Raw genomic sequence first — 23,603 nt, 5'->3', positions numbered from 1 at the left:
CCATTATCTTAAGCCGTGCTGTCAATCCTTTCATTGCATGATAGGCACCGGACCCTATTTTAGGGCATATACAGCAAAAGCCCGGCCAGAGAGCCTCTCTGCCCGGGTCGTTGAACAAGCTAAACTGCAGCATAATTCTGTCGTTATAGGTTACTTGTCCTCTTCGTCCTGTACGAAATTAAGCACGGCTTCATCCACTGCCGCGGTCTGTCCCAGGTCTGGTTGATCTGACAGCTCAACTTCGCAAGATTCGGGACCGCCATGCAGTTCAAAGAGAACCAGCTCGTTCTCCCCTTTACGCAATAAAGGGCCGGGAATATACAAGGCCTTTTGGGGCCCCGCGTTCCAGTACCGGCCGAGATTGAAGCCATTAATCCAGGCGACACCCTTCGTCCAGCCATCAAAGCGAAGGAACGTATCCCCGATGTCCTCCACCTGAAAGCTGCCGCGGTAAAATCCGGGCAGACCCGTGTCTTCCGACGTCGACGTAGACAGCTCTTCATGCTCCGCCTGCCCTTTATCCATAACCGGTTTATAAGAGAGGGATGACAGCATCTGGGACGCAAGCGGCAGGGTCCGGACCGTCCAGTTATACAGGAATTGGTTATCGATTCTCACGCCCTCCGTGATTCCCTTGGGATCGTGGATCAGCGGCCCATAATTGATCCGGCCCATGTTCTCGACGAGAATATCCAGCCTTGCTCCCGTTGCGGGTACGGTAATATCGAGCGGCTGCAAATTCCATCGTTCGATAACGCCAAGCGGCCGACCGTCCAGAAATACCTGGGCGCGATCACGAACCTCCTGAATATGCAGCTGCTGTCCTTGCCTTGGTCCCGGAATAAAGGTGCTGTACAAGATAAAGCCATAGGACTGTCCGAATGTTTCCATTGGCTTGATGCACACGCTTTGTTTCGGCTCTGAGAGATGCTCTAGATTGGCATCCGCAAACAGACCGGCCATCTCAGACAAAGCGACCTTTCCGTAGGCCGCCTTTGGAATGGGCTCCGGAAAGGCGCAACCCGGCTTAAAACCATGCTTGCCGAGCACAGTCCGCACCGCCTCATATTTCTCCGTCTTATCCCCCCATTCCGTCAAAGGGGCATCATAATCGTAGCTTGTCGTCGTCGGTTCATAGGTCTTGATGTGATTCGCTCCGCTGTAAAAGCCGAAGTTGGTTCCGCCATGGAACATATACATATTGATCGAGGAGCCCTTCTCAAGCATTTCATCCAGTACGCCGGCGACATCGGCCGCATCCCGGACATGATGGTCCTCCATCCAGTGATCAAACCAGCCGTTCCAGAATTCCATGACCATCAGCGGCTCATCCGTACGGTATTCGCGGTATTTGCCGAACGATTCTTCTACCCGGGAACCGAAATTTACAGTCGCGTGCACATGGTCGATGGACCCGCCCAGCAGCATTTCGTCGGTTGGCCCGTCGGAGGTAAAGAGAAGCACATCGACGCCACGCCGCACCAGTCCTGCGCGCAAATACTCCAGATAAGCGTGATCGTTGCCGTAACTGCCGTATTCATTTTCGACCTGAACAGCCAGGATCGGCCCTCCGTTCGAAGACAGGAGCGGAACCATTCTCGGGATCAGCTCGTCGTAATAATGATCCACCTTACTTAAATAGAGCGGGTCACTGCAGCGAAGCCGGATTTCTCCATAACCTAGCAGCCAGCCCGGCAAACCTCCAAATTCCCATTCCGCACAGATAAACGGGCTGGGTCTGACAATGACGTGCAAGCCGAGTTTCCCGGCTAATTCGATAAACGATCCAACGTCGGCCATCCCGCTAAAGTTAAATTCCCCTTCTGTGGGTTCATGCACATTCCATGCGATATACGTTTCAACGGTATTAAAGCCGCAGGCCTTTAATTTTAAAAGCCTGTCCTCCCAATATTCAGGAACGACACGGAAATAGTGAACCGCTCCCGATATGATCCGGTAAGGCTGCCCGTCCAGCAGGTATTGTCCGTTCTTCCAAGTGAGCACTCCCATTCCAGTTCTCCTCCACCTTATGTTAGGATCCAAGGCTTATTGCCCGCAGCGATAAACCGCCAATTTTTTGATGACCGGACTTGCGGCCGCTTCCAGTACCCGCAAACGCACCTTGTCGGTCGTTACCGGAGAGAACGCATCGATTTTCTTGTGACCGATCGCGCTGCCGCGTGTCAGCTCGAGCCACTCTCCACCGACGAAGGCTTCCAGCACATACTGACTGATCCTTTCCCCGTATGCAATCTCCTCCATGACCACGACATGATCGATCACGCATGCTTGGGGAAGGATTAACTGAACGGCCTCTCCCGATCCCGAGCCTTCGGCCAGGGCAGAACCGAACCGACGCTTGATCTCTCTGCCAAATTCCAGAAGCCGCTTTACATCGGCCTCCGGAAGCAGTCCCCGGGGGTCCGGAGCGACATTGAGCAGCAAGGTCGCTCCATGTCCAACCGACCGGTAATAGATGTCCATAAGCTGATCAAGAGACAACAGCAAATGTTCCTCGTCCGGATGCCAGAACCAGCGGTCTTTTCGGATCGGTACATCGCATTCTGCGGGCACCCAGCTCGGCGTCTCCGTCAGCCATTTCAGCGATTCTTCGCTGAACATGCTGCCCCGAGAAGAATCGGCCGTGTTCCAGCAAGGATACGGAGCGACACCATCCTCATTGCCGACCCACCGAATCGTGGGCGCGCCCATATTAAACACCATGGCGCTTGGCTGATATTTTTTCACAAGACCCATGATTCGCGGCCAATCATATTCGCGGCCTTCCGATCCCGCGCCGTCAAACCAAATTTCCACAAGCGGACCATAGCCGGTTAAGAGCTCCTCCAATTGTCTGCAATAAAAGTCATCATACTGCTGCGGATCGGCATAACACGGCTCGTGCCTGTCCCAAGGGGATACATAAATACCGAAGCCGATGCCCTCCTCCCGGCAAGCTTCCGCGCATTCTTTCACGACATCGCCCTTGCCTTCCTTCCACGGGCTCGAGGCTACGGAGTAATCCGTCGTCGCCGTCGGCCACAGGCAAAAGCCGTCATGATGCTTGGCCGTCAGTATGAGATAACGGAAGCCGGCTTCCTTCGCGGACCGGGCCCACTGTTTGGCATCCAGGCGTTCCGGATTAAACAAGGCCGGAGCATCCTTGCCTTCCCCCCATTCCTGGTCACAGAACGTATTGATTCCAAAATGGCAGAACATCCCGAGCTCCATATCCTGCCAAGCTAATTGCTCCGGCGAAGGAACAGCTAGCTGCTCCTCTAGCTTTCTTGTTATTGACATGCTTTCCCCTCCAACTCTCTACAGTTGAAAAAAAAGGGCTTTGGGAAGCCGGCTTAATGGCCCCCCGAAGCCCGATTCCTACCAGGATTCTTTACCCTGTGCTATCCCTGTTACTTGATAACGCCTTTTTCGTTAATGATTTTCGTGGCCTCATCGACCATCCATTGTTGAACCTCATCAATCGGCTCATTGCTGAGCATGAATTTAGAGAAGCCGTCATTTATGATCTTGGTCAATTCCGCGGTAGACGCGATCATGACTTTGGCGGCATCCAGATATTGGATTTCATCGCTGAACAGCGTATATTTCAACGAATCCATATCGTACATATCCTCTTTGCCGGCAACCAGCTTCGTCAGCAATTCCTCGTTATTCGCCTTTTTGTAGCCAGAGAACTCAAGTCTGTTGTCCGAATCGGCTGTTGTCATGAATCTCATAAGCTTGAAGGAGGCTGCCTTGTTGGCGGAGTTGGCGCCCATTGCCAGCATATTGCCGCTGGTGAAGTATTTTCCTTCATACTCTTTCGGTTCCCAGCCAGCAGGAGGCACAGGTACAGGAGCGAAGGCGGTTTTGAACTCATGCGGATATTGCTCGGTATTGCCTGGGTCTGCGATCGTAAAGTTGCCTGTAAGAATCATAGCGGCTTCTTCATTGAAGAATTCCGTACGGTAGTTCAGCTTCGCAGCAAGCACGTCACTGTAAGGCTTGGCCGACTTGTCCTTCTCCTCCATGTCTTTACGGAGCTGGAAGAAATATTTGTATGTCGGATCCGCCAGAATCGTCGTTCCGTCTTCATAGACGAACGGATCTTTCATCATGGTTTGGGCCGGAGCGTTCATATAAAGCTCCCATGTGTGGAAATAAGATCCGTAGCGCTTGTCAACGCCTTCGCCCTTGGTCAGCTTTTTGGCGTATTCGCGGTAGTCGTCCCATGTCCAACCATATTTCGGAACCTCAAGTCCCGCTTCATCCAGGGCATCCTTATTGAGCATGACATAGTTCGTGCTCTTGGTATACTGCATGCCATAATACTTGTCGCCTAACTTGGGATTTACGAAATACTCGTCTTCCGGAACCAAGCTTTCCTTCTCGTAGAACTCGTTCAGAGGAGCAAGAGCTCCGCGTTCAGCCCGCTCGAGAACTCCGCCCAAGCTCGGGAATTGAATAACATCGATCGCTTCGCCGGAAGAGATCAGGAAATCCAGCTTTTTCAGCATTTCCACGGAATCGCCGGGAACCAGCACCACATGCTCGACCTTGATGTCCGGATTTTGATCCATAAATTCCTGGAGCATGGCATCCGTGCCCGCCTGCTGGGCCTCGTTATCCCAGTTGTAATACTTGATGGTGGTAACCCCATTGTCTGCCTTGCCGGCACCCGATTCTGAACCGGAATTCCCGCAGCCGCTTAAAATCAGGGTGCTTGCCAGAACCGTGCTTAGAATGATGGATAATCTGTGTTTGACTTTTTTCTTCATCTTACTTCCCCCTGCACAGATAAATTAGTTGTTGTGCTGTTTTCATGTTCATTATAGGCACCGGCACGGCCGATCAAGTGCACAATTTTGAGGTTCTAGGATTACTTTTTTGACTTTTGCGAAACCTTCGGCCTTTTCACATTAGGCTTCGGATCAACCTTTTACCCCGCCTAAAGCGATACCGTTTATGACCTGCTTCTGCAATACGATGAACACGATGACCAGTGGAATGATCGCCGATACCGCCGCCGTCATCATAATGGCATAGTTGTTGGTATAGTCATCACGGAACAGCGTCATCCCCAGCGGAATCGTGTATAGGTCCTTGTCCAGCAGGAAGATCAGCGGATTCTGGTAATCGTTCCAAGTCCAAATGAATTTAATGATCGCTACCGTAGCCAGCACAGGCTTGCACAGCGGAACCATAATGGAAGCAAATGTCCGCAGATGGCCCGCACCGTCAATTCTCGCAGCTTCCAAATATTCATCGCTGATCCCGATCATGAATTGACGAAGCAGGAACGTGAAGTAGATCGAGAACATACTCATGAAGATGATGGCCGCATGCGTATTGTAGAGACCAAACCAGCGAATGAGCAGAAACCGCGGAATCAGCGTCGCCTGATCCGGAATGATCATGAACGAGAGTAGGGCCATAAAGACGAGATTCCGTCCCTTGAATCGGATCTTCGTTAGCGCATAAGCGGCCATGGATGAGATGATCAGCGTGATTAAGGTCGTGATAATGGCTATTTTAAAAGAATTAAAATAGAAATCATAGAAGGGAACTCTCCCCATCCAAACCGTCTTGAAATTATACGCCAGATTCACCTTTTCCGGTATCCATTGAATTGGAAAGCGCATAACATCCTTCTCGTATTTGAAAGCCGCGGAAATCATCCAAATGAGCGGAACGAGAAACACGATGGACAATGCCCCCATCAAAAGGGTGATTACCCCTTTGGACATGTTTTTTCGAAGCAACTGCATGTACAATCCTCTCCCTCTCTATTCTTCATTTCTCATCTTCCAGGTGAGCGCGGTAATCAGGCCGATAATCGCGAACAGCAGCCAGGAAATGGCCGAAGCGTATCCCATATTGTAATATTGGAAGCCTTCCTCATAGATACGGAATACAAGCACGGTAGAAGAATTGTTCGGTCCGCCTTCCGTCAGGAACGCGATAATGTCAAACACTTTAAACGAACCAATCAACATCGTGATCAACAGGAAGAAGGTTGTTGGACGGAGCATCGGAACCGTGATCGCAAAAAACTTTTTAATTGCACCGGCACCGTCAATATCCGCCGCTTCATAAATTTCATTCGATATGTTCGTAAGCCCGGCCATATAGATAATGATCGTGTAGCCCAGGCCCGCCCAGGAGCTGATAATCGAAATCGCCAGGAGCGACGTTTTCGGATCGACCAGCCACTTCGGCGGATTGCTGATCCCGAGCTCCATCAGAAACTGGTTGATCGGTCCCAGCGATGGATGGAATAATGCGCTCCACACCGCAGCGACCGCGATAATCGAAGAAATATACGGAATGAAGAACGCGACTTTAAAATAGCTTTTGAAGAACACACTGTTGTGAATCAAAACCGAAAGCACCAGGGCGATGGCAATCGGGATCGGCACCGTAAGAACCATATAGATCAAATTATTCTTTATCGCTTGAATGATGGTTGGATCCTGAAACATCTTGATATAGTTATCGAAACCGGTAAATTCGATACCCTGGACACCCGACAGCATATCCCAATCGGATAAGCTCAAATACAAAGAGAATCCAAGGGCAAATACATTTAATAACAGCATCCCGACGATTTCCGGGGCAAGAAACAGCCACCCGATCAAAGCCTCTTTCCGCTTGGGAGTCCAAAACTTCCGCCGGCTCTTGGGCACTGGTCGTTGTACAGCCTCCATGAAGCATCACCTCAACAATTTGTAAGTTGTCATTATAGTAATACATCCGCCATCGGCAAGAAGGAGGGATTCTGACCAGCCATGTGCAAGATTTTGACCTAAAAAAAGCCCCACAAAGTGGAGCCTACGCTTCGATACTTATTCCAATTACTTTGCGGGGACCCCAGAACAAAAGCCCCACAAAGTGGAGCCTACGCTTCGATGCTTATTCCAAATACTTTGCGGGGACCCCAAAACAAAAAGCCCCACAAAGTGGAGCCTACGCTTCTAATGCTTATTCCAAATAATTGAATACTATCGGCCCGCTTACTTTCGCGCGGTGTACTTCGCTTTATACTCGCTCGGGGTGGTCCCCACGTATTTTTTGAACACTTTCGAAAAATACGTACGGTCCGAATAGCCTAATTCCATAGCCAGAGACTCCAAATTCTGCCCGGACATTCTAAGCATTTTGGTGGCCATCTTCATTTTGTATTGATGCACGTAATCCGTGAAGGTGAGCCCTGTCAACCGTTTGAAATACCGGGAAAAATAGCTCGGGTTCAAAAACAGATAGCGTGCCATATCGATCGATGTAATGTTATCGTCGAGATGCTGATCGATATATTGCTGGATCACCTGCAGCTTCGGCTCGTTCGTGGGGCTTCCCGCTCCCGTTTTCCGCGTTCCGATCGTCTGGATCAGCCTTCTCTCCACCAGCTCCATCATATCCTCCAAGGTGCGGGCTAAACCGAGATAGGCGAACAGATCCTCTTCGAATTTCAGACTGGAAAACATCAGCTCGATGCTGCGAAGCATGGAGGAAAGATCCCGGGCAAAGTCGCCCGGATCAATCGACAGCTCCTTCGCGGTTCCGGCGATCTTCTGCAGCGCAGCGCGTATACCGTCGAGATCCTGCTTCATGAGCATCCGTTCCAGCTCCGAAACGTAACTGTCCAGAAACCCCTGAGGCGCGGCTTGGAACCACCGTGTTCGGATTTGCGAAGCTTCCAGCATCGTATAGTCGGTATTTTCATAAAACTCGTATTTTCCATGAAAAATATCCTGATAGACGGAGCCGATCGAGCTTAATTCCATCTTGTCCGTGACGGAGACAACATTCGGTTGAATCTTGAGAAAGTGGAGGCACTGATAACGCAGTCGCTGCAAATAATGATGAAGATGCAAGCTGGCATTCTGCGCCAGATTGACCCTAAAGTTATGCAGAATCACAATGTTCCCCTGCTCCATGAACGGCGTAATCCCTTCGTACGACTCGGACAATTCCGTCGCAATATTATAAACGGCGTATAAAATCAGCGGCAATTCCGTTTGTCTGAAGCGCTTGTCAAAGCTGGAGAGTCGAATGCTGACCAGCCCCAACGCAAACCACGGATAGGTCCAGGAGATGCCGAGCTGCGCTGCATAAGCCTGAGTGGCTTCGGACGGCGAGCCATTGATCACCCGTTGCAGCAGGTCTTGCCGAAAGAGCTGACTATTGTAATTGGCCCCTTCGCGATGAATCAGACCGGTTCGCATTTTTAGCAAGTTCATGGATTTGCCGAGGCTCTGTTCCAACTGCTCCGCTGTAAGCTGATCCTTGATCAGATAATCATCCGCTTGCAGCTTTACGGCTTGCTGGGCATAATGAAAATCCTCATGGCAGGTCAGGAAGATAATCCGTACCTCCGGCTTCACGCGCATAAAATGGTCCGCCAGCTCAATGCCGTTTTTTTGCGGGAGTCCGATATCCGTAATGACAATATCCGGCTGCACTTCCTCAAACATATGCAGCGCTTTGGCGCTGGAATACGTACTGCCGGCAATCTGCAGATTGTTGGCCTCCCAGTCAATCATCTGCTGCAATACCTTGAGCATAGGAACATCATCGTCGATGAGCATAACTCTATACATTACTCTTCCTCTCCCTCCGGTAGATAACCATGATGTTGACTTACGGGCAAGTACAGCAAAACAGACATCCCCTCATGCGGAAGGTTGGCGAGTGTCAGCCTCGCTTCCTGCCCGAAGGTCAATCGGAGTCTTTGGACCACGTTCATCAGACCGACTCTCTCATAGGCTCCATCCTGCTCATCGCTTGGTTTCCCCAGCCTGCGGTTCAGACATTCGAGCATTCCTTCTTCGGCCCGGGTACCGTTGTTGATAATCTCAATCCTGATTCCGTCCGGGTCGCGTCTGGAGCGGACCTGAATACGTGGCGTCTGATGATCGACAAGTCCGTGGACGATGGCATTCTCAACGACCGGCTGCAATATGAGTTTTGGCAATATGAGCCCTTCGGTTTCCGGTTCCAGATCGACCTCTAAGCGAAGCGGGATTTCGTTGCGGATTTTCATAATGTCGACATAGTGGCCCAGCAGCTTGCACTCCTCGCGCAACGTGGCCGGCTCATTGACCTTGAGATAGGCTCGCAGCAAGCTCATCAGGGAATCGATAATTCCGCTGTGAAGCGTATCCTTCGTCAGGATGAGGCTGCATTTGATCGAATTGAGCGTGTTGATCAAAAAATGAGGGCGAATTTGCATAAACAAGGCTTCGAGCTCCATCACCCGCTTCTGTTCCTGCTCCTGTTCGATATCATGGATCAGCCGCTGTAATTGATCCAGCATCGTATTCAGCGTCTGACTCAACTCAGCGATATCATCCTTGCCCTTGACCTCCAGCCGGACGTCCAGATTTCCCATTCCGAACTGCCGCACCACTCGCTGCAGCTTGAGAATCGGCCTGTGCAGCCTTTTGGCGATCAGGATAGACATCCCGGAGAACACGAGAAACAGCAGAAGAACCCCGGCAAGACCGGTATAAAACGTCCGGGAAATTGGCTCCGACCACTCTTTCTCCGAAGCTTCGTAGGCCAGCTTCCAGTTCGATTTCAAAATGGTTCTATCCGATCGGACACTGCTCTTGGTCTCCGTATGATGCGGAATCAGCTCCGCATGACCTGCAATGAATTCCCCGTTTGCATCAAAGAGGGCCACCTTGCCAAAGTCGACCGTACCGAGCAGCCGGTTGAAGTACTTATCGGAAATGGCGCACAGCAATACGGACACTTGCCTCTTCTCTCGGCTGTCATAGATCACCCTGGCGATGTAGTAGCTTTTCCCCTTCCCCGCCGAGTCACCGCCGGCCATTCCTAGCCATTGCAGGGTTTCCGGTTTGTTGAGATCAACGCGCTGCATCAGTTCGTCAACGCTTCCGTTAATCGTGGTCAAATCCTCCGTGCCGGAAGAGATGACGAATTGCTGCGGGTTGACCAGGTACATGCGGACATTATTATTCAGCGGCTTGGAGTTAATCAGGGAAAAGATGTCCTGAATTTGTCTAAAATGCACATAATCCTCATAAGTTGCCAGCCTCTCGGTGTCTGCGAATGACTTCAGAATATTGCGAACACTTGTATCGTTCACGATAAAATGAGAGGCAAACGTGATATCGTCAATGGTTTTGCTCAGCTCATCCGTCATGACATTCAGGACATTCTCGTTGCTGAGCTGCAGCTTCTCTACCATCGTATCCCGGATCAGAACAAACGATATGATAGAAACCGCTATCAGCGGAATGAAGATCAGCAAAAGAAACGACAGCTGGATGCGTTTGTAGAAGGTAAATTTGAACATGTTTCTCTGCCCTTTCTTATGCTCCTTGTCCTCTTTATTCTATCAATCCTCTGTGCTGGAAGCATGCATTAAATGATGACGGTTGATTGCATTTTTCTTCCTTGAGGGGTCATCAGCACAACCTCTCCGAAGATCTGCATGCCCTCCACCACATAACAATCAAAATGACCCGACGGTGCACGGTGGCTAACAACGAGAATAAACTCCTCTTCCATTCCCGGGAGCTGAACGCCGCAAGCCTCGGCTTGCCCGTCATGAACCTGCTCCCCCGTATGACGATATACCGGTACCTTGCGGACTCGCGGAGAGGCTGTTTCGCCTGGACGATGGGGATAAAGCACCTGCATGATGCTGATCCATCCTCTTACTGTCCGGGAGTATGACGCATTCGAATTAGGCTCGAGCAGGTTATACTCGCGGGAGATCACGCCCTCGCCCACTTCCCCGCACTGGTCGGCCGTCGTTATGGGGATAATCGAAAGATTCGCTTCCCCGGGGGTGTTTGTACGGCAAATCCTGGTGTCTGCTTCCATCAGAACTTCGCCTGGCGGGTGCGGAAAATGGAAGTGCTGAGTCAGGGTATGCTGCTCACGGCACGCCAAGCTGTCGATCAACAGCCAGAAATACGGCTTGATAAAGATGATCCTTCTGCGCGGAATTAACGGTTCATTCCCATAAAGATAGCCGTCATGCATCCCCTCGACATAGTCAAAGTCAGGCTTGCTGATCCATTTGCAGCCCATCGGCCCGGCCATCCGGTCGAAAGACCAGGTATCCCTGATCCCGGTGAACCCGATTCCGTCGACGACGGTCGTGTTATGGGCGGAGCTCTCCTTTAATGCTTTTCTGTGCGGCGTATGATCGCTATAGTTGTACCGTCCAAGATCGGTGAGCAGGTCGCGGCCGTAGGCATGGAGATCGATGTGCAGCATATCGGCATGACCGTGGCCTCCCCCGAGCGGACCGCAGTGAAAATAAAGGTACAGCGCTTCTTCGTCCCAGCCCGTTCGCATCGTATAATGACCGGAATGGGGAAAAGCCCGGCTCATGGATGGCGGCTCTACAGGCACCATCGCTTCGTAATCACGGATTCCCTCCATGCCGAACAGCCAGGCATTGTCGTAATCCGGCCGGGCATGTCCGCCAAAGCGCAGGACGGAATCCTCAAACAGCCATGCGGCAAAGGTCAGAATGGAACGGATATCGCTATCGTCGCTGTCTCCCAGCATCGGCTGCCTGTGATTCGGCTTGGCCCAGTACAAGGAAGCTTCGGCCATCTCGAGGACCGTACGACAAAATGAGTCGTCAAGCTCCGACCCGTTGAGCTTGGCAAGGTGGACGCAGTCAAGATAACAAGCCAGCACCTCGTGATGATACGTTGGCGATTGCTCCCAGTGGATGCCGTCCGCCATGATCTGGAGCCTTGCCGTCTCCTTCAATCTCTCTTCGCCCATTTCCCGCCACCCTGCCGACTGGGTGAATTCGGGAAAGAACAACGCAATATGGTATAAGCCGCAAGTCTCCAGGACGCCCCAATTGCTGATATGTTTCCAGCTGGTGAAGGAAGCGGCCAGATACTCCCCGTGCTCGTGAAGCGAAATCAGCGCTTTACCGAGCAGCGACGGAGTAAGGGATGGGCTGCCGATCATGTATCGAAGCGCCTTGATCCAGTTCGCGCTGCGCAGCCCCGCCTCGATCGGGCGCCAGGTCAACGTATCCGTCGTAGGCTCTTCGGGGACAGGATTCCGATCGATCCAGTGTTCAAGCTGGCGGCAGAACACCTCCGCATACTTCTCATCGCCAGTCATCGCATACGCTTGTCCCAGCGCCACCCAATAGCGGTGGCGATTCAGCATGTAAGCCCACTCTACGTCCTGATCGGGAATATGGCACCAATCGATATCACCGTCAAATGTAACGGGAACGACGCTCCGCTCCATATCCCACAGAAAGCGGAACAGGAACGTCTGCTGCATCACCTCATTCGCCGTCTTCATGACGATTTCCAGCTCATCCCCACAGTGCTGCTTCACATAATCGGTGATCATCCGCTTCTCCTCACGGCTCATCCACCATCCGGCTGTTCTCCGGCAAGAGAAGTATGCATGCAGCTTACCCAGTACATCGTGCCGATGACCTTGATCATCTGCATTCAGCATCGGACCGATTGCGGGATCCTCCGGATCCAGCGTGGTTAAAAGGGCTTTCACCAAAGCTTCCGTGGCATCAGCGTTCATACCAATACCCCTTGTTTCCGGTCTCCATACGAATCAAAGCCTCCAGGTAAAAATAATCCCCCCAGATCATGAAATCATCCGGGGACAATCCGCCGCGCACATGATAAGAACCGTGCTGCAGCAGGCCCTCCGCCTCTTGGCCGACGGTGGAATAATTCCGTACCAGCGAGGTCATGGAATCCTGCAGTCCTTGTTCAAAGCGTGCTCTATCGGGATCCCCATCCTCCAAATGTCCAATCAGTTCCAGCAAACCTGCCGCCACAATAGCCGAGGCCGAGCTGTCGCGATAGGTATCGGCGGTTACGGGAGCATTAAAGTCCCAAAAGGCAACATGATCCTCCGGCAAGTGCTTCAAGAAATATTTCGCCATTCGTTTGGAGGTTTCCAGATATACACGATCCCCTGTATAGTGATAAGCCAGTGCGAATCCGTACACCCCCCAGGCTTGTCCCCGCGTCCATGTCGAGCCGTTCGTATAGCCCTGATGCGTGGCCCCTCCAATCGGCTCCCCGGTATGCGGATCGAAGAAGAAGGTGTGGTATGAGCTGTCATCTCCCCGCACCAGATAACGCCTTGTCTTCTCCGCCTGCATGATCGCAATGTCCCGATACTGGGACTTACCGGTTTGCTGCTCCGCCCAGAACAGCAGCGGCAGATTCATCAAGCAATCGATGATGATGCGGCCGCCCTCCTTCTCATCTCCTTCAGGACCCCATGCTTGAATATATCCTCCGCTTGGACGCCAGCGTTTCAGCAGCAAGTCCGCAGCCTGAAGCGTCAACTGGCGTGCGCTCTCATCCTTCTCGACGATCCACTGCGCTTTGGAGGACAAGGAATACAGAAATCCGATATCGTGATGATCAAGCACCTTCTTGTCCGCAAAGCGCTGGCGGAAGTCTTCTACCGTTCGCACGGCTCCCAATCTGAAGGCCTCGTCGCCCGTATATTCGTAACATAGCCAGAGAAGACCGCTCCAGAAGCCGTTTGTCCAATCGTCATTATCATTCAGCAAATAGGCGCCGTCCTTGCTGACGTGGGGGAATCGGGTCCCGAAGGCATCCATGTTCCTCCGGATTTTCTCTACGGCATCTTTAATCGCACTGCTCCACATAACGTCGTGCTCCCTTCGAATCGATCATGATTACGATTCATGATAGGGGAAGTCTCACCGTTCTTGTAGAGCCGATTTTTGCCTTGATGTGCACTATTTTGACTTTTGCATCCTTAGGGTTATAAAAAAGGAACAAACCTGTCCTTTTTCATCTCTATTGCAATAAAAAATACGATCCATGGTCACCACGAATCGTATTTTTCAGTCCCGATGCTTGCATTCCTGCCTATATGCTATCCCATCCGGCGAGATTCCCGTGCAGGGACAGGCTTATTGTCGGGATTTCACTCCAAGCCTGCTTGCAAGACGTGCGGCGGCATCCTGGGCCTGCTCCATATTCGCCCAAAACAGCTTCAGCTCGTTCCGGAGCCGATGCAGCTCCTCCATCGTGATGCCCAAGTCCGCATAGCTGCTGAAGGTTGGGACGATCTCGCGATATAGGTTAAAGCGCGACGGTCGATACATCGTTTCCGCGCCGTCCCATTCGGCCGACGATTTCCGGGCCGGAATGCTCAGCGTCTCCTTGCGGATATGCAGCTGGGCCGCGGCCGAGCCAAGAAAATCAACCAACAGGCGCGCCGCCTCCTTCTGCTTCGATTGCCGGTTGACGGCCAGCCCCGTCACGAGCAGCAGCGTTTTCGCGCTTTGCTCATAAGGCAGCGGGGCGAGATCATATTCGAAATCGGCTTGCTTCAGCATTTTTAATCCATAATACGTCGTCATCACCATGGCCGTCTTCTGCTGCAAAAACAGTTTCTCGGCGTCCCCGTCCGATTCGGACAGGAAAGAGGCAGACAAGCCTTGTCCGTAGATTAACTCCCGGAACATGCCGAGGCTGTCCCACAGCTTCGGATCATCATAACGATATCCGCCTTCTTCTTGCGCAAACCGAAAGTGCTTCTGCAGCAATACGATCGGGAAACGGTTCGTTGAGGCAATATGCGCGTAGAAGCCGAACAACTGGTGCTCTCTTTGGATGTGAGCTGCCGTCTCCGCCAGCTGCTTCCATGACCAGCTGCTATCCGGCTCCGGCATGCCCCACTTCCGGAATAGGGTTTTGTTATAGCACAGCACAACCGGCGAAAATGTGAGCGGCCGGGCATACAGCCTGCCTTCATGCGCCAGATAATCCCCCAGAAACGAATACGCCTCCGGATCCGGCTCCAGCGGAAGAAACCGATCCAGTTCGCCATGCTCCAGCATTTCACGGAAATTCCACGTATTTAGCGAAAGTGCATCTACCCATCCGTTTTCCAAATACCCCTGGATCGCTTCAGGATAGTGCGTGTAGGGCAGTGTAATCGTATCCACCGAGATGTGGGGATACTGCGCGTGGAACTGTTCAAGCAATCCTTTCAGATCCAGCTCATCATCCAGAGAAGGATAGCATCCAAGCTTCAGCGATACCTTCGGCACAGGAGCAGGAGCGTTGATCCGGTTGCCCACGCGCGGTTCTTTCGTTATCAATCCTTCCTCCACAAGCAGCTCAAGTCCCTTGCGGACGGATTTTTTGCTAAGCATGTACTGCTCTGCCAACGCCAGCTCGGAAGGCAGATAATCCCCAGGCGGGCGGACCGAGGTGAGAATGTCGCGCCGAAGCGTGCTTACCATCTCATCCAACCGCTTCTGAAACGTGACACGATCAGGTTTGTTGCTCATCGTCAAGACTCCCCATTCACCAACAAGGCAATGTTCATAGTAGGGATAGTATACCATATCCAGCATTTTCTACACAGATCATACACCACATTTACTCCAATTTATTCTCTATTTAAGGACATTGACAGTGATTTTGAATGAGATTATCATTTTTGTATACTTCATGGATACCAGAGTAAATAAAGTGATTTCTGAAAGATGAATGCGAAGGGAAGGAGGTCGTGCCCGGTCAGCAAGCATGCTTTGATTCAACAAAACAACATTCAAAATCACTGGAGGTGTATCATATTGAGAAAACAATACGGTTTAACGGTCATGATCGTCCTTCTACTCGTCAGTCTGTTCGCCCCCTACCCTGCATCCGCAGCAGGCGGACAACTGGAGCTGGTGAGAGTGCCTAATGCCCTCAAGCCGGGATCCAAGGTCAAAATTCGCATAAATGCCTCGCAAGTACAGGATTTATATGGATTGCAGTTCAATCTAAAATTCAATTCCAGCCAACTTCGATATGAAGGGATGAAGATTTCGAATCAGTATATCAACTACCCATCCAGTTCGCAGACCAAGGAGGGCCAGGTTTCCGCTGTGCTGATCCGCAAGGAGAGCAAGGATACGTCCTATAAGAAGAAGCTTCAAGTCGCAGAAATGACGTTCACTGCTTTAAAACCGGGTGCAGCCACTCTTCAATTACATGGCGTGAAAGCGATTACAACCGAGGTCTATGTAAATGAACATGGCAAGAACGATCTTCGGCTTCTGCCGCTAGAGACGATGAAGGAGCTGTCGTTCCAAATCTCCCCCCACCCAGGCAAAAAGTCCGATTCTCCAAGCTAGCCTGTACCGAGTCAGCCTGCTTGCAAGTCACCATAAAACTGTAGCTGTCATGCGGCAGCAATATGAATAGCCGATTCCTTATATCCATTCAGACATTCCTAATCTTATTACCGGGAGGGATTTCATTGTATAAAAGCCTTCGAAAAATGAAGAAAAGCCTCGCTTCCCTGCTGTCAATCACGCTGGCCGTTTCGCTATTTCTATCCATGTCTCCTGCAGCTGCAGCTTCTGAGCTTGCACCCGCGGGCGTTACGGCGGCGGCTTCCAAATCCGTCAGCATGCCTTTAACCAATCCTGGTTTTGAGGATAGCGCACCTGGAGCCGCCATCCCGGGCTGGAGCAGCATGTTTGCTGTGAAGGAGGGTGAATATACCTATGCCGTTTCCACGGAGAACAGCCATAGCGGCAATCAGAGCCTGAAAATCACCGATACGTCGCAAAGCAATTCCGTGGCTCTCATGAGCGGCAAGCTAGATATTACGAGCGGTGTCACTTATACCGTGACCGCCTCGGTGTATATGGAAGAAAGCGGGACGGCAAGCTTGAACCTCCGTTACTTCGATGCGGCCGATAAATCCATTGCCGAAAAACCGCTTCATAACGACACCTCGAAGGGCTTTCCCGTGAAGCAGTGGACCTCGGCATCTACAAGCCTGGAAGCGCCGGCGAATGCGGCATATGCCAGAATTATTCTGTACACGACCGCTTACAGCCGGGCAACCGCTTATTATGACGACATTACGATGTCTTACGAACAACCGGTCCAGCTTCCGGGAAAGCTGGCGCTGTCCGCTCCAGCTAGCGCAGAACAAGGGGATACCATCAGCACGATGCTGAGCTTGACGGAAGGCGCGGACATTTCCAGCGTTACCGCCTCCATTTATTACGACCCCTCCATGCTGGAGATCGCCGAGGTGAAGCCTGCCGGTGCGTTTGGAGATGCACAAGCCTCCTTCTCCTCGGATAAAGAGAATGGCAGCATTCGTCTGGAGGGGAGCCTGCCGGATGCCATCGATGGTGACAGCGATATCGCTAAGATGACGTTCAACGTCATCGCGGATAGCGGAAGCACGTGGCTCATGCTCGCCAAGGGAGCACAGCTGAACGGCATGGAATCCGTCTCCGAAAATGTAGTGAAGCTGATTACGATCGGAGAGGCTTCAGGTCAGCCTGGAGCAAGCCTTGATGACATTCAATTCGGCGAGCCTGAATTCAGGACGCTTCCGATTTCCGGCGTTGTCGGGTTAATGGACGGCGAAGCCGGCATTGAGGACGGCAAAAACGTTATGTACACAACCGTAAAAGGCATCCCTCCGATGTTCCACGTCGTCGATCTCGATGACTACCGTGTCATCCGCAGCTTACCGCTTGAAGGCGGCGGCGAAGTGTGGAACCATGAAATCGCGCCTGACGGCACGGTGTATATCACCTCGGCCGGGCAGCTGTGGGCTTACTCACCGGTTACGAAGGACGTCAAGAAAGTGTATACCCATCCGACCGAGAGCGTGTTCTGGTGTCTTGCCATCGATGAGGCGGGAGCCGTCTATATCGGCGCGGGACCCGGCGGACGGGTATTGAAGTATGATCCGGCCACCAAGGAGAGCCGCGACTACGGCATTATGGTTGATGGAGCCGGTCAGCAATACGTGCGATCCATCGATTACAGCAACGGATATATTTATGCAGGTACGTCCCACAGCAAAGTCTATAAAGTGAATGTCGAGACCGGGGAAAAGGTTGAGATTGCTTCCTCCCTTAACGAAACCGGGTATGTGTATGATCTGAGCATTGTTGACGACAAGTTCCTGGTCATCCGGTACGATACGCCGCAAAAACGCTACATTTATGATATCGAAGCCGGGGAATGGCTCGATGTCGTGATCGAGAAGAGCTCGTCAGGCCTTCATCTGCCGAAGGAATCTCTGAACGGCAAAATTTACTTTCCGGCCGACAAAAAAATCAAAACCTTTGATATCGTAACACATGAAGTCGCCGATTCCGGAATGGAATACGAAACGGCGTTCCGGGGCGCGAATTGGGTGCAGGTCGATGATCCCGATCTGCCGGGCACAAGCCTGGTTACGATGAATTTCAGCGGCATTATCGTGTTCTTCAATCCGCAGACGAATACCGTCAAGCGATATGAAAATATTTTACCGCCTTCAGCAACCATTACCCACAAATTCGTGAATGGCCCTGACGGCAAAATTTATGTTACCGGCATGCAGGCTTCCAAGGCGGCCGCCTACGATATTGCAACGAATACGGCCAAGACGTTCAGCATGGGGCAGGCCGGCGCGGTCGAGTCTTACGGCAACCGGATGTACTTCGGCGTTTACCCTGGCGGGGATATCTATGAATACGATCTGGGTCAACCGGACGGAACCGGCAATCCGAAGAAGCTGTTCACGCTGGGCAACGGCCAGGACCGAATCGGCGCAAGCACCCTTGCCGGCGACAAAATTTACTTCGGCTCCGTTTCGACCTACGGCGAGCTTGGAGGAGCCATTACGGTATTTGATCCGACCGCAGCGGACCCTTCCGCCGCTTATCGCGTGTTCCGAAACGTCGTGCAAGATCAAAGCGTCGTTTCCCTAGCTTACAAAGACGGCAAGCTGTACGGATCCACCAGCATTAACGGCGGCATGGCCGTTGATCCGAAGGCCTCAGAAGCTAAGCTATTCGTGTGGGATACGGTTAAGGAAGAGAATATTCTGGAGAAGACGCTGGACATTCCCGGACTGTCCAACCCTCCTGCTATCGGCGGCCTGACCTTCGGTCCGGACGGATTGCTGTGGGGCGGCGTGAACGGCTATGTATTTGCACTGGAGCCAAATACGCTTCAGGTCATCAAGTACTTTAACGTCAATCCAGCCGACAGCGGCACCGCTCTTCGCTGGGGCAACTATGATCTGGTTTGGAGCAAGGAAGGCATTCTGCTCGCCAATTTGACGAAGAAGCTGTATGCAATCGATCCGGCTACGTACGAGTTCATCGAGCTGGCCGATACCGAATCGTTCACGCTCGGGCCGGACGGCCATCTGTACTATGCCCCGTCGTTTAACCGGACTCAAATGTATCGGATTACGATGAATATGGCGAAGGAACCGGAAGTCCCGGGGAACGATCGGATCCGGTTCGATCTCGCAGCACCTGCGGAAACCAAAACCGGTGAAACGTTTGATGTGACCGTTAAGGCAGCGGATGCCGATCTATTGTACAGCATGCATTCGCGGATCAGCTACGATGCATCCAAGCTGGAATTGGTCGACGTCGCACAGGCCGGCCAGTTTGCAGGCGAAGGCACGTACATGAACACCACCTTGGAGCCCGGTAAAGCCGTTATTACCTCCAGTCTGACCGGAGACCGCAGCGTCATCGGCGACACCGATGTGTTCACGCTCAGCTTCAAGGCATTGAATCTGATAGGGAATGCCTCCGTTACGCTTGCTGCAGGCTCCTCCTGGACATTGGCGAATGCAGACGAGACAGGCGAGCTCCACCACATCAGCGAAGATATCGTGAAGCATGTGAGCATTGTCAAAGCCGTAGCAGAGGATGTCAACCATGACGGCACCGTCGACCTGCTGGATGTCATGCTGGTCGCCAAGTTCGTGGGTACGACCGTGAATGAGGATACCCGGGAACTGGACATCAACGGCGACGGTCTGATCGATATCGCCGACCTGGGGCTGGTCGTCCTTAAGCTCCATTCTGCCGTTTAACCACCAAACGCCCTTGCCATTCGTCTCACTAAGACGATGGCGGGGCGCTTTTGTCTTGCTTGAAAAAACACTTGATCTGGTATGCTTTTCATATTTTACACTAAAGCTGCACCAAGCCGATTACGGAGGCCAGCGTGACCGCAGGGCGTGATGGCACTGTAAACGGCCTATGAATTCTTATGTAGTCGCAAACCATTGAAACACCCATTCATGAGTGAGCATAAAGCTTGTCGGTTACGGTATGGCGTTTTAACGTCATCGGATATGCTATGGGTACATGTCATCGCGGCGATCGCAGCCTGTGGCAATAGGAATATCCCGAATTAGAGTTTTTCATGATTGGAAAAAATAAATGGAACTTTGCTCTTGTCTTTCACGTTATCCTAAACAAAGGAGCTGATGGAAGATGGAGACGTTCGGTAGAGGCTGCCTCTATTTGATTATCGGGGCGGTTGTCCTCCTGCTGCTGGCCATGCTGCTGGGGACCACGATCACGATTCCCTGGTTTATCTTTATTCCGCTTGTCATTATTGCCTTTGTGGTCGCAGCATCCAAGAGCAACCGCAGGGATGATGATTAGCCTATATCCCCTAGCCGCGGAAGGTTAATGGTAACTCCTCGTGTGAATCCGCAGGAATGCAAGAAGGCTGTCCCATAAGATCATTAGACCTTGCGGGAAAGCCTTCTTTTTGCGTCTGTGATCATGCTCCGCGTACGCATCGATATGGACGTCCCCGTTAGTACAGACGTTTCGTATAGCTTTCCTGCAAGCCTTGCGCAACCGACTGCTCCGACACGCCTTCCTGGTTGACATGATCGGCGATAATGCGGGATGGGTTCGGAAGCTTATCTGCCGGCAGCCATGTATTCGGATCCCAAACTCCGGAACGCATGAACGATTTGGCGCAATGCATATAACATTCCTCGACCGTGACGCCGATGCCGAGCCACGGCTTTTTGCCCTGTGCCGAAAGCTTCTCCAGCAGGTCTTCGTCACGGATAAGCACAGCCTGGCCGTTGATTCGCAGCGTCTCCTTCAATCCCGGGATGACAAAAATGAGGCCGATCCCCGGACTTGTCAACAGGTTTCGAAATGAATCGAAGCGGCGGTTGCCCGGCCGCTCCGGGATGACCAGATGGTGATCATCCACCACATGCACGAAGCCGGCGGAGTCGCCGCGAGGCGAAACATCGCATGCTCCCGATGCATCCGACGTAGCCATGAAGAGCAGCGGACTCTTGGCGATAAAGTCCCGGCAATGCCTGTCCAAAGCATGTATCATTTTATGCTTGACCACCTGATTCGGTTCCCCGAACATCGATCGGAGCTCCTCCTCGGTCGTCACGATGGAACGAAACGGTCCCTGATCCATATAAGTTCCTCCTCACCCTCGTATTGAATCCGTCGTTTATTTCCCTGCAGGCTTGTCCTGACCTTCTACCGAGATTTCATCAATCAGGTTCTTCAACTTGACGGATTCTGGACGAAGGCCGTCCGGACCGTTCGCATATGTGAACTCAAAGTCGCCGATATAATAAGCAAACCCAATATCCCCCGCCGAACTTGCAATCAGCTTGTTCCCCTCCACCCGATAATACGTGACCCCGCCGAAGCCGATCTCCGTCCTGTATGAGTAATCGGGAAACGCATCCGACATTCGGAGCTGGAGCTTTTTAGGAGACTTCCCTCGTAAATTCAGGTCGATCCGCAGCTCTGAACCCTCAAGCTGAATGCTCGATGCGACAACCTCTTCTGCCGCTGTCTCCGGAGGCGTTACCTTGATTTCTTTCCCGTCCTTCACACTGACGACGTGAATCTCTTGCACATACACCCCGGTTCCGTAGCCTGTCACAAACACGGCAACCGCTTCCGGCTTGCCGTCACCGTTCACGTCCGCGTAGAAGAGCTGAGGCGGCCGATTCGGAAATCTTGGAATTTCCCAGTTAAACCGCAATCGCTTGCCTTCAGCCTCCAAAATAAATCCGCGGTATTTATCGCCGTCCTTCAAGGCAGGGTACAGCTTCACCTTCGGATTCTCTTCCGCTACAGCGATCGGTTCGGTCGGAACACGTACGCTCGTGCTCATCGAGCCGGAACGGATATCAACCCGGCCGGAGGTATTCGTAACGAGCTCCGCCCCCGTGAAAGTGTTCAGATCGTATGCAGGAAAGTACAAATGGCCATTTTTCAGCAGAACAGGACCTGATAATACGACTTCGCCCATTCCCACTGCCGTTGCCAGCTTGCTTCCCGCTTTAAAAACGCTGGCTCCATCCGAAGACTTTAGCGTAGCGATCTTTCTTTTATTGTCCCAATGAAACGTATACGGATAGAATTCACCCAGTACTCTAATCGGAATATACAATGTCTTTCCTTTATAAAACGGCTGCCCGGCAGCCTTTGCCGCCTCTCCATCTACCAGCAGCTCTATCTGATCAGCTGCCTGTGCCTGCTGCGGTGCAGGCGTACACGCCAATATCGCGGACATCAGCAGAATCGCTGCTCCAGCCGCAAGTTTCTTATTCATGTCCTCTCCCCCTCCAATTCACTTCCTTTCATTATATTGGAAGGCAGCCCCCGTTTCTGTTACGCGGTTGTAACAAAATGGAGACAAGCTTGTGACTTTGGGACGAGAAATAGTTCCTTTGTTAGACTTGTATACCGGGATCCCTTACAAAACACAGCCCGCCTCCTTGATATAAAGGGGACGGGCTGCGAATATAAAACCTAGCCGGCTCTAGGCGTCTCGATTTTTTGGTTAAACATACACTTCTAGTTGCTCATCGGAGAATATAAGCTTCTATCAGATCGCTAACACTTATATCATCCAGCTCTTCTGCCATTTTATCTGCTTTTGTTTTCTTCCTTATGGATCCTTCCAATAAGATTTGGATTCTTTGATCCCTGTCGATTAAGACGGACTCGACCTCCAACGCGTTTGTAAGCAATCCGACGATGACTGCAATCTGTTGAGGGGATATTTGGGGCAGTGAGTTTTTCTTGTTCTTTCCATTCTTTTTGTTCTTTCCGTTACCACTGTTCCCATTCTTCCTCACTGCTCTTACCCCCATCACTAGTTCACTATGATCGGAATATTGTCATCTCCCCCATCTCCTTCCGCGGGGCTGGTTATAAGTGAAAAAATAATCACAGCTACTACGATAAACGTAATGATCCGTTTTCCCTCATCTTCGTCCAAATTCATCACTCCGCACTCCGTCATGTGTAAACCTTCCCGTGAAGGTTTAAATGTAAAAGGAGATCCTCTCTGCTGGCATGTTTACGGTCTTCAATTTAGATTTTAAATGCCATATCCCTGTGATTGCTGTCTGGGTATCTTGGGTCCGTCCTTGATTGCTTGTTCAATTATTTTTAATGCCTCACCTAATAAAGAGTCCGTAGCTTCTTCTCTCGCTGGACGAAAGTATCAGGGTAAAAACGACAGCCCCGCTCGGACACAGGTCCATTGGCTCCTCCTGAATCATTTACGAACAGTATATTCATGAATGTTCAGGATGAACCATGTCCGAGCGGGTTACGCCAAAAACCAAGGGCTATCGAGCTCATGACGGCCATTCGAAATGGACGACATTTCTAATAGCCGCTTCGCAAAACGTCGGACTTCAGCCTCAACCATTTTTGCGTGTTCTAAACCTGAAATAGAAGAGATATGATCCCTTCCATTTTTTCAATAATATAAAAAAGGCTCCCT

Annotated in this window: 16 protein-coding genes; 3 read left to right on the top strand and 13 right to left on the bottom strand. The window is 51.6% G+C overall.

Features of this window, described 5'->3' with window-relative positions; translation table 11 throughout:
* Positions 1-150 precede the first annotated feature (150 nt).
* The 10 genes from NSQ46_RS05720 to NSQ46_RS05675 form a co-directional block, all read right to left on the bottom strand.
* The gene (locus NSQ46_RS05720) at positions 151-2,010 is read right to left on the bottom strand and encodes a beta-galactosidase (RefSeq protein ID WP_007132363.1); all 1,860 of its coding nucleotides are present in this window, start codon (positions 2,008-2,010) and stop codon (positions 151-153) included.
* A 36-nt stretch (positions 2,011-2,046) separates the two neighbouring features.
* Complete coding sequence (locus NSQ46_RS05715; RefSeq protein ID WP_007132362.1) at positions 2,047-3,300, bottom strand: alpha-L-fucosidase; 1,254 nt, start codon at positions 3,298-3,300, stop codon at positions 2,047-2,049.
* 110 nt (positions 3,301-3,410) lie between these two features.
* The gene (locus NSQ46_RS05710; protein ID WP_007132361.1) at positions 3,411-4,778 is read right to left on the bottom strand and encodes an extracellular solute-binding protein; all 1,368 of its coding nucleotides are present in this window, start codon (positions 4,776-4,778) and stop codon (positions 3,411-3,413) included.
* A gap of 153 nt (positions 4,779-4,931) precedes the next feature.
* Positions 4,932-5,768 (bottom strand): carbohydrate ABC transporter permease, encoded by an 837-nt coding sequence (locus NSQ46_RS05705; protein WP_007132360.1) that lies wholly within the window; start codon positions 5,766-5,768, stop codon positions 4,932-4,934.
* An 18-nt stretch (positions 5,769-5,786) separates the two neighbouring features.
* Positions 5,787-6,707 (bottom strand): sugar ABC transporter permease, encoded by a 921-nt coding sequence (locus tag NSQ46_RS05700; protein WP_007132359.1) that lies wholly within the window; start codon positions 6,705-6,707, stop codon positions 5,787-5,789.
* A gap of 306 nt (positions 6,708-7,013) precedes the next feature.
* On the bottom strand, positions 7,014-8,600 hold the full coding sequence (locus NSQ46_RS05695; RefSeq protein WP_210094490.1) for a helix-turn-helix domain-containing protein: 1,587 nt from the start codon (positions 8,598-8,600) through the stop codon (positions 7,014-7,016).
* Positions 8,600-10,324 (bottom strand): histidine kinase, encoded by a 1,725-nt coding sequence (locus NSQ46_RS05690; RefSeq protein WP_210094491.1) that lies wholly within the window; start codon positions 10,322-10,324, stop codon positions 8,600-8,602. Before NSQ46_RS05690 ends, NSQ46_RS05695 begins: the two co-directional genes overlap by 1 nt.
* A 68-nt stretch (positions 10,325-10,392) precedes the next feature.
* Positions 10,393-12,561 carry an alginate lyase family protein gene (locus NSQ46_RS05685; protein WP_213616398.1) on the bottom strand — a complete coding sequence of 723 codons (2,169 nt, stop codon included), beginning with the start codon at positions 12,559-12,561 and terminating at the stop codon, positions 10,393-10,395.
* Positions 12,551-13,672 carry a glycoside hydrolase family 88 protein gene (locus NSQ46_RS05680; protein ID WP_213616396.1) on the bottom strand — a complete coding sequence of 374 codons (1,122 nt, stop codon included), beginning with the start codon at positions 13,670-13,672 and terminating at the stop codon, positions 12,551-12,553. Before NSQ46_RS05680 ends, NSQ46_RS05685 begins: the two co-directional genes overlap by 11 nt.
* 270 nt (positions 13,673-13,942) lie before the next feature.
* On the bottom strand, positions 13,943-15,331 hold the full coding sequence (locus tag NSQ46_RS05675; protein WP_213616394.1) for an extracellular solute-binding protein: 1,389 nt from the start codon (positions 15,329-15,331) through the stop codon (positions 13,943-13,945).
* A gap of 288 nt (positions 15,332-15,619) precedes the next feature.
* Here NSQ46_RS05675 and NSQ46_RS05670 point away from each other — a divergent pair, with 288 nt between their 5' ends.
* The 3 genes from NSQ46_RS05670 (at position 15,620) to NSQ46_RS05660 (ending at position 20,470) form a co-directional block, all read left to right on the top strand.
* On the top strand, positions 15,620-16,165 hold the full coding sequence (locus NSQ46_RS05670) for a cohesin domain-containing protein (protein ID WP_213616392.1): 546 nt from the start codon (positions 15,620-15,622) through the stop codon (positions 16,163-16,165).
* Between the two features lie 125 nt (positions 16,166-16,290).
* Positions 16,291-19,890 carry a cohesin domain-containing protein gene (locus tag NSQ46_RS05665; protein ID WP_341034970.1) on the top strand — a complete coding sequence of 1,200 codons (3,600 nt, stop codon included), beginning with the start codon at positions 16,291-16,293 and terminating at the stop codon, positions 19,888-19,890.
* 406 nt (positions 19,891-20,296) lie between these two features.
* Positions 20,297-20,470, top strand: a complete 174-nt coding sequence (locus NSQ46_RS05660; protein ID WP_007132351.1) for a hypothetical protein — start codon at positions 20,297-20,299, stop codon at positions 20,468-20,470.
* 157 nt (positions 20,471-20,627) lie between these two features.
* Here NSQ46_RS05660 and NSQ46_RS05655 read toward each other — a convergent pair whose 3' ends face one another.
* The 3 genes from NSQ46_RS05655 to NSQ46_RS05645 all read right to left on the bottom strand — a co-directional run bounded on the left by NSQ46_RS05655 (position 20,628) and on the right by NSQ46_RS05645 (position 22,947).
* Complete coding sequence (locus NSQ46_RS05655) at positions 20,628-21,263, bottom strand: pyridoxamine 5'-phosphate oxidase family protein (RefSeq protein WP_007132350.1); 636 nt, start codon at positions 21,261-21,263, stop codon at positions 20,628-20,630.
* Positions 21,264-21,299: 36 nt separating this feature from the next.
* Entirely contained in the window at positions 21,300-22,418 is a 1,119-nt protein-coding gene (locus NSQ46_RS05650; protein ID WP_007132349.1) for a stalk domain-containing protein, read from the bottom strand.
* Positions 22,419-22,671: 253 nt separating this feature from the next.
* Positions 22,672-22,947: a hypothetical protein gene (locus NSQ46_RS05645; protein WP_077569093.1), complete on the bottom strand. Its 276-nt coding sequence runs from the start codon at positions 22,945-22,947 to the stop codon at positions 22,672-22,674.
* Positions 22,948-23,603: the final 656 nt, after the last annotated feature.

Origin of the sequence: Paenibacillus sp. FSL M8-0142 (assembly GCF_038597315.1) — a bacterium.
In the GTDB taxonomy this organism is placed as follows: domain Bacteria; phylum Bacillota; class Bacilli; order Paenibacillales; family Paenibacillaceae; genus Paenibacillus_AQ; species Paenibacillus_AQ lactis.
Note: the sequence above shows the minus strand (reverse complement) of the source record. Positions and strands in the feature narration are given on the sequence as shown.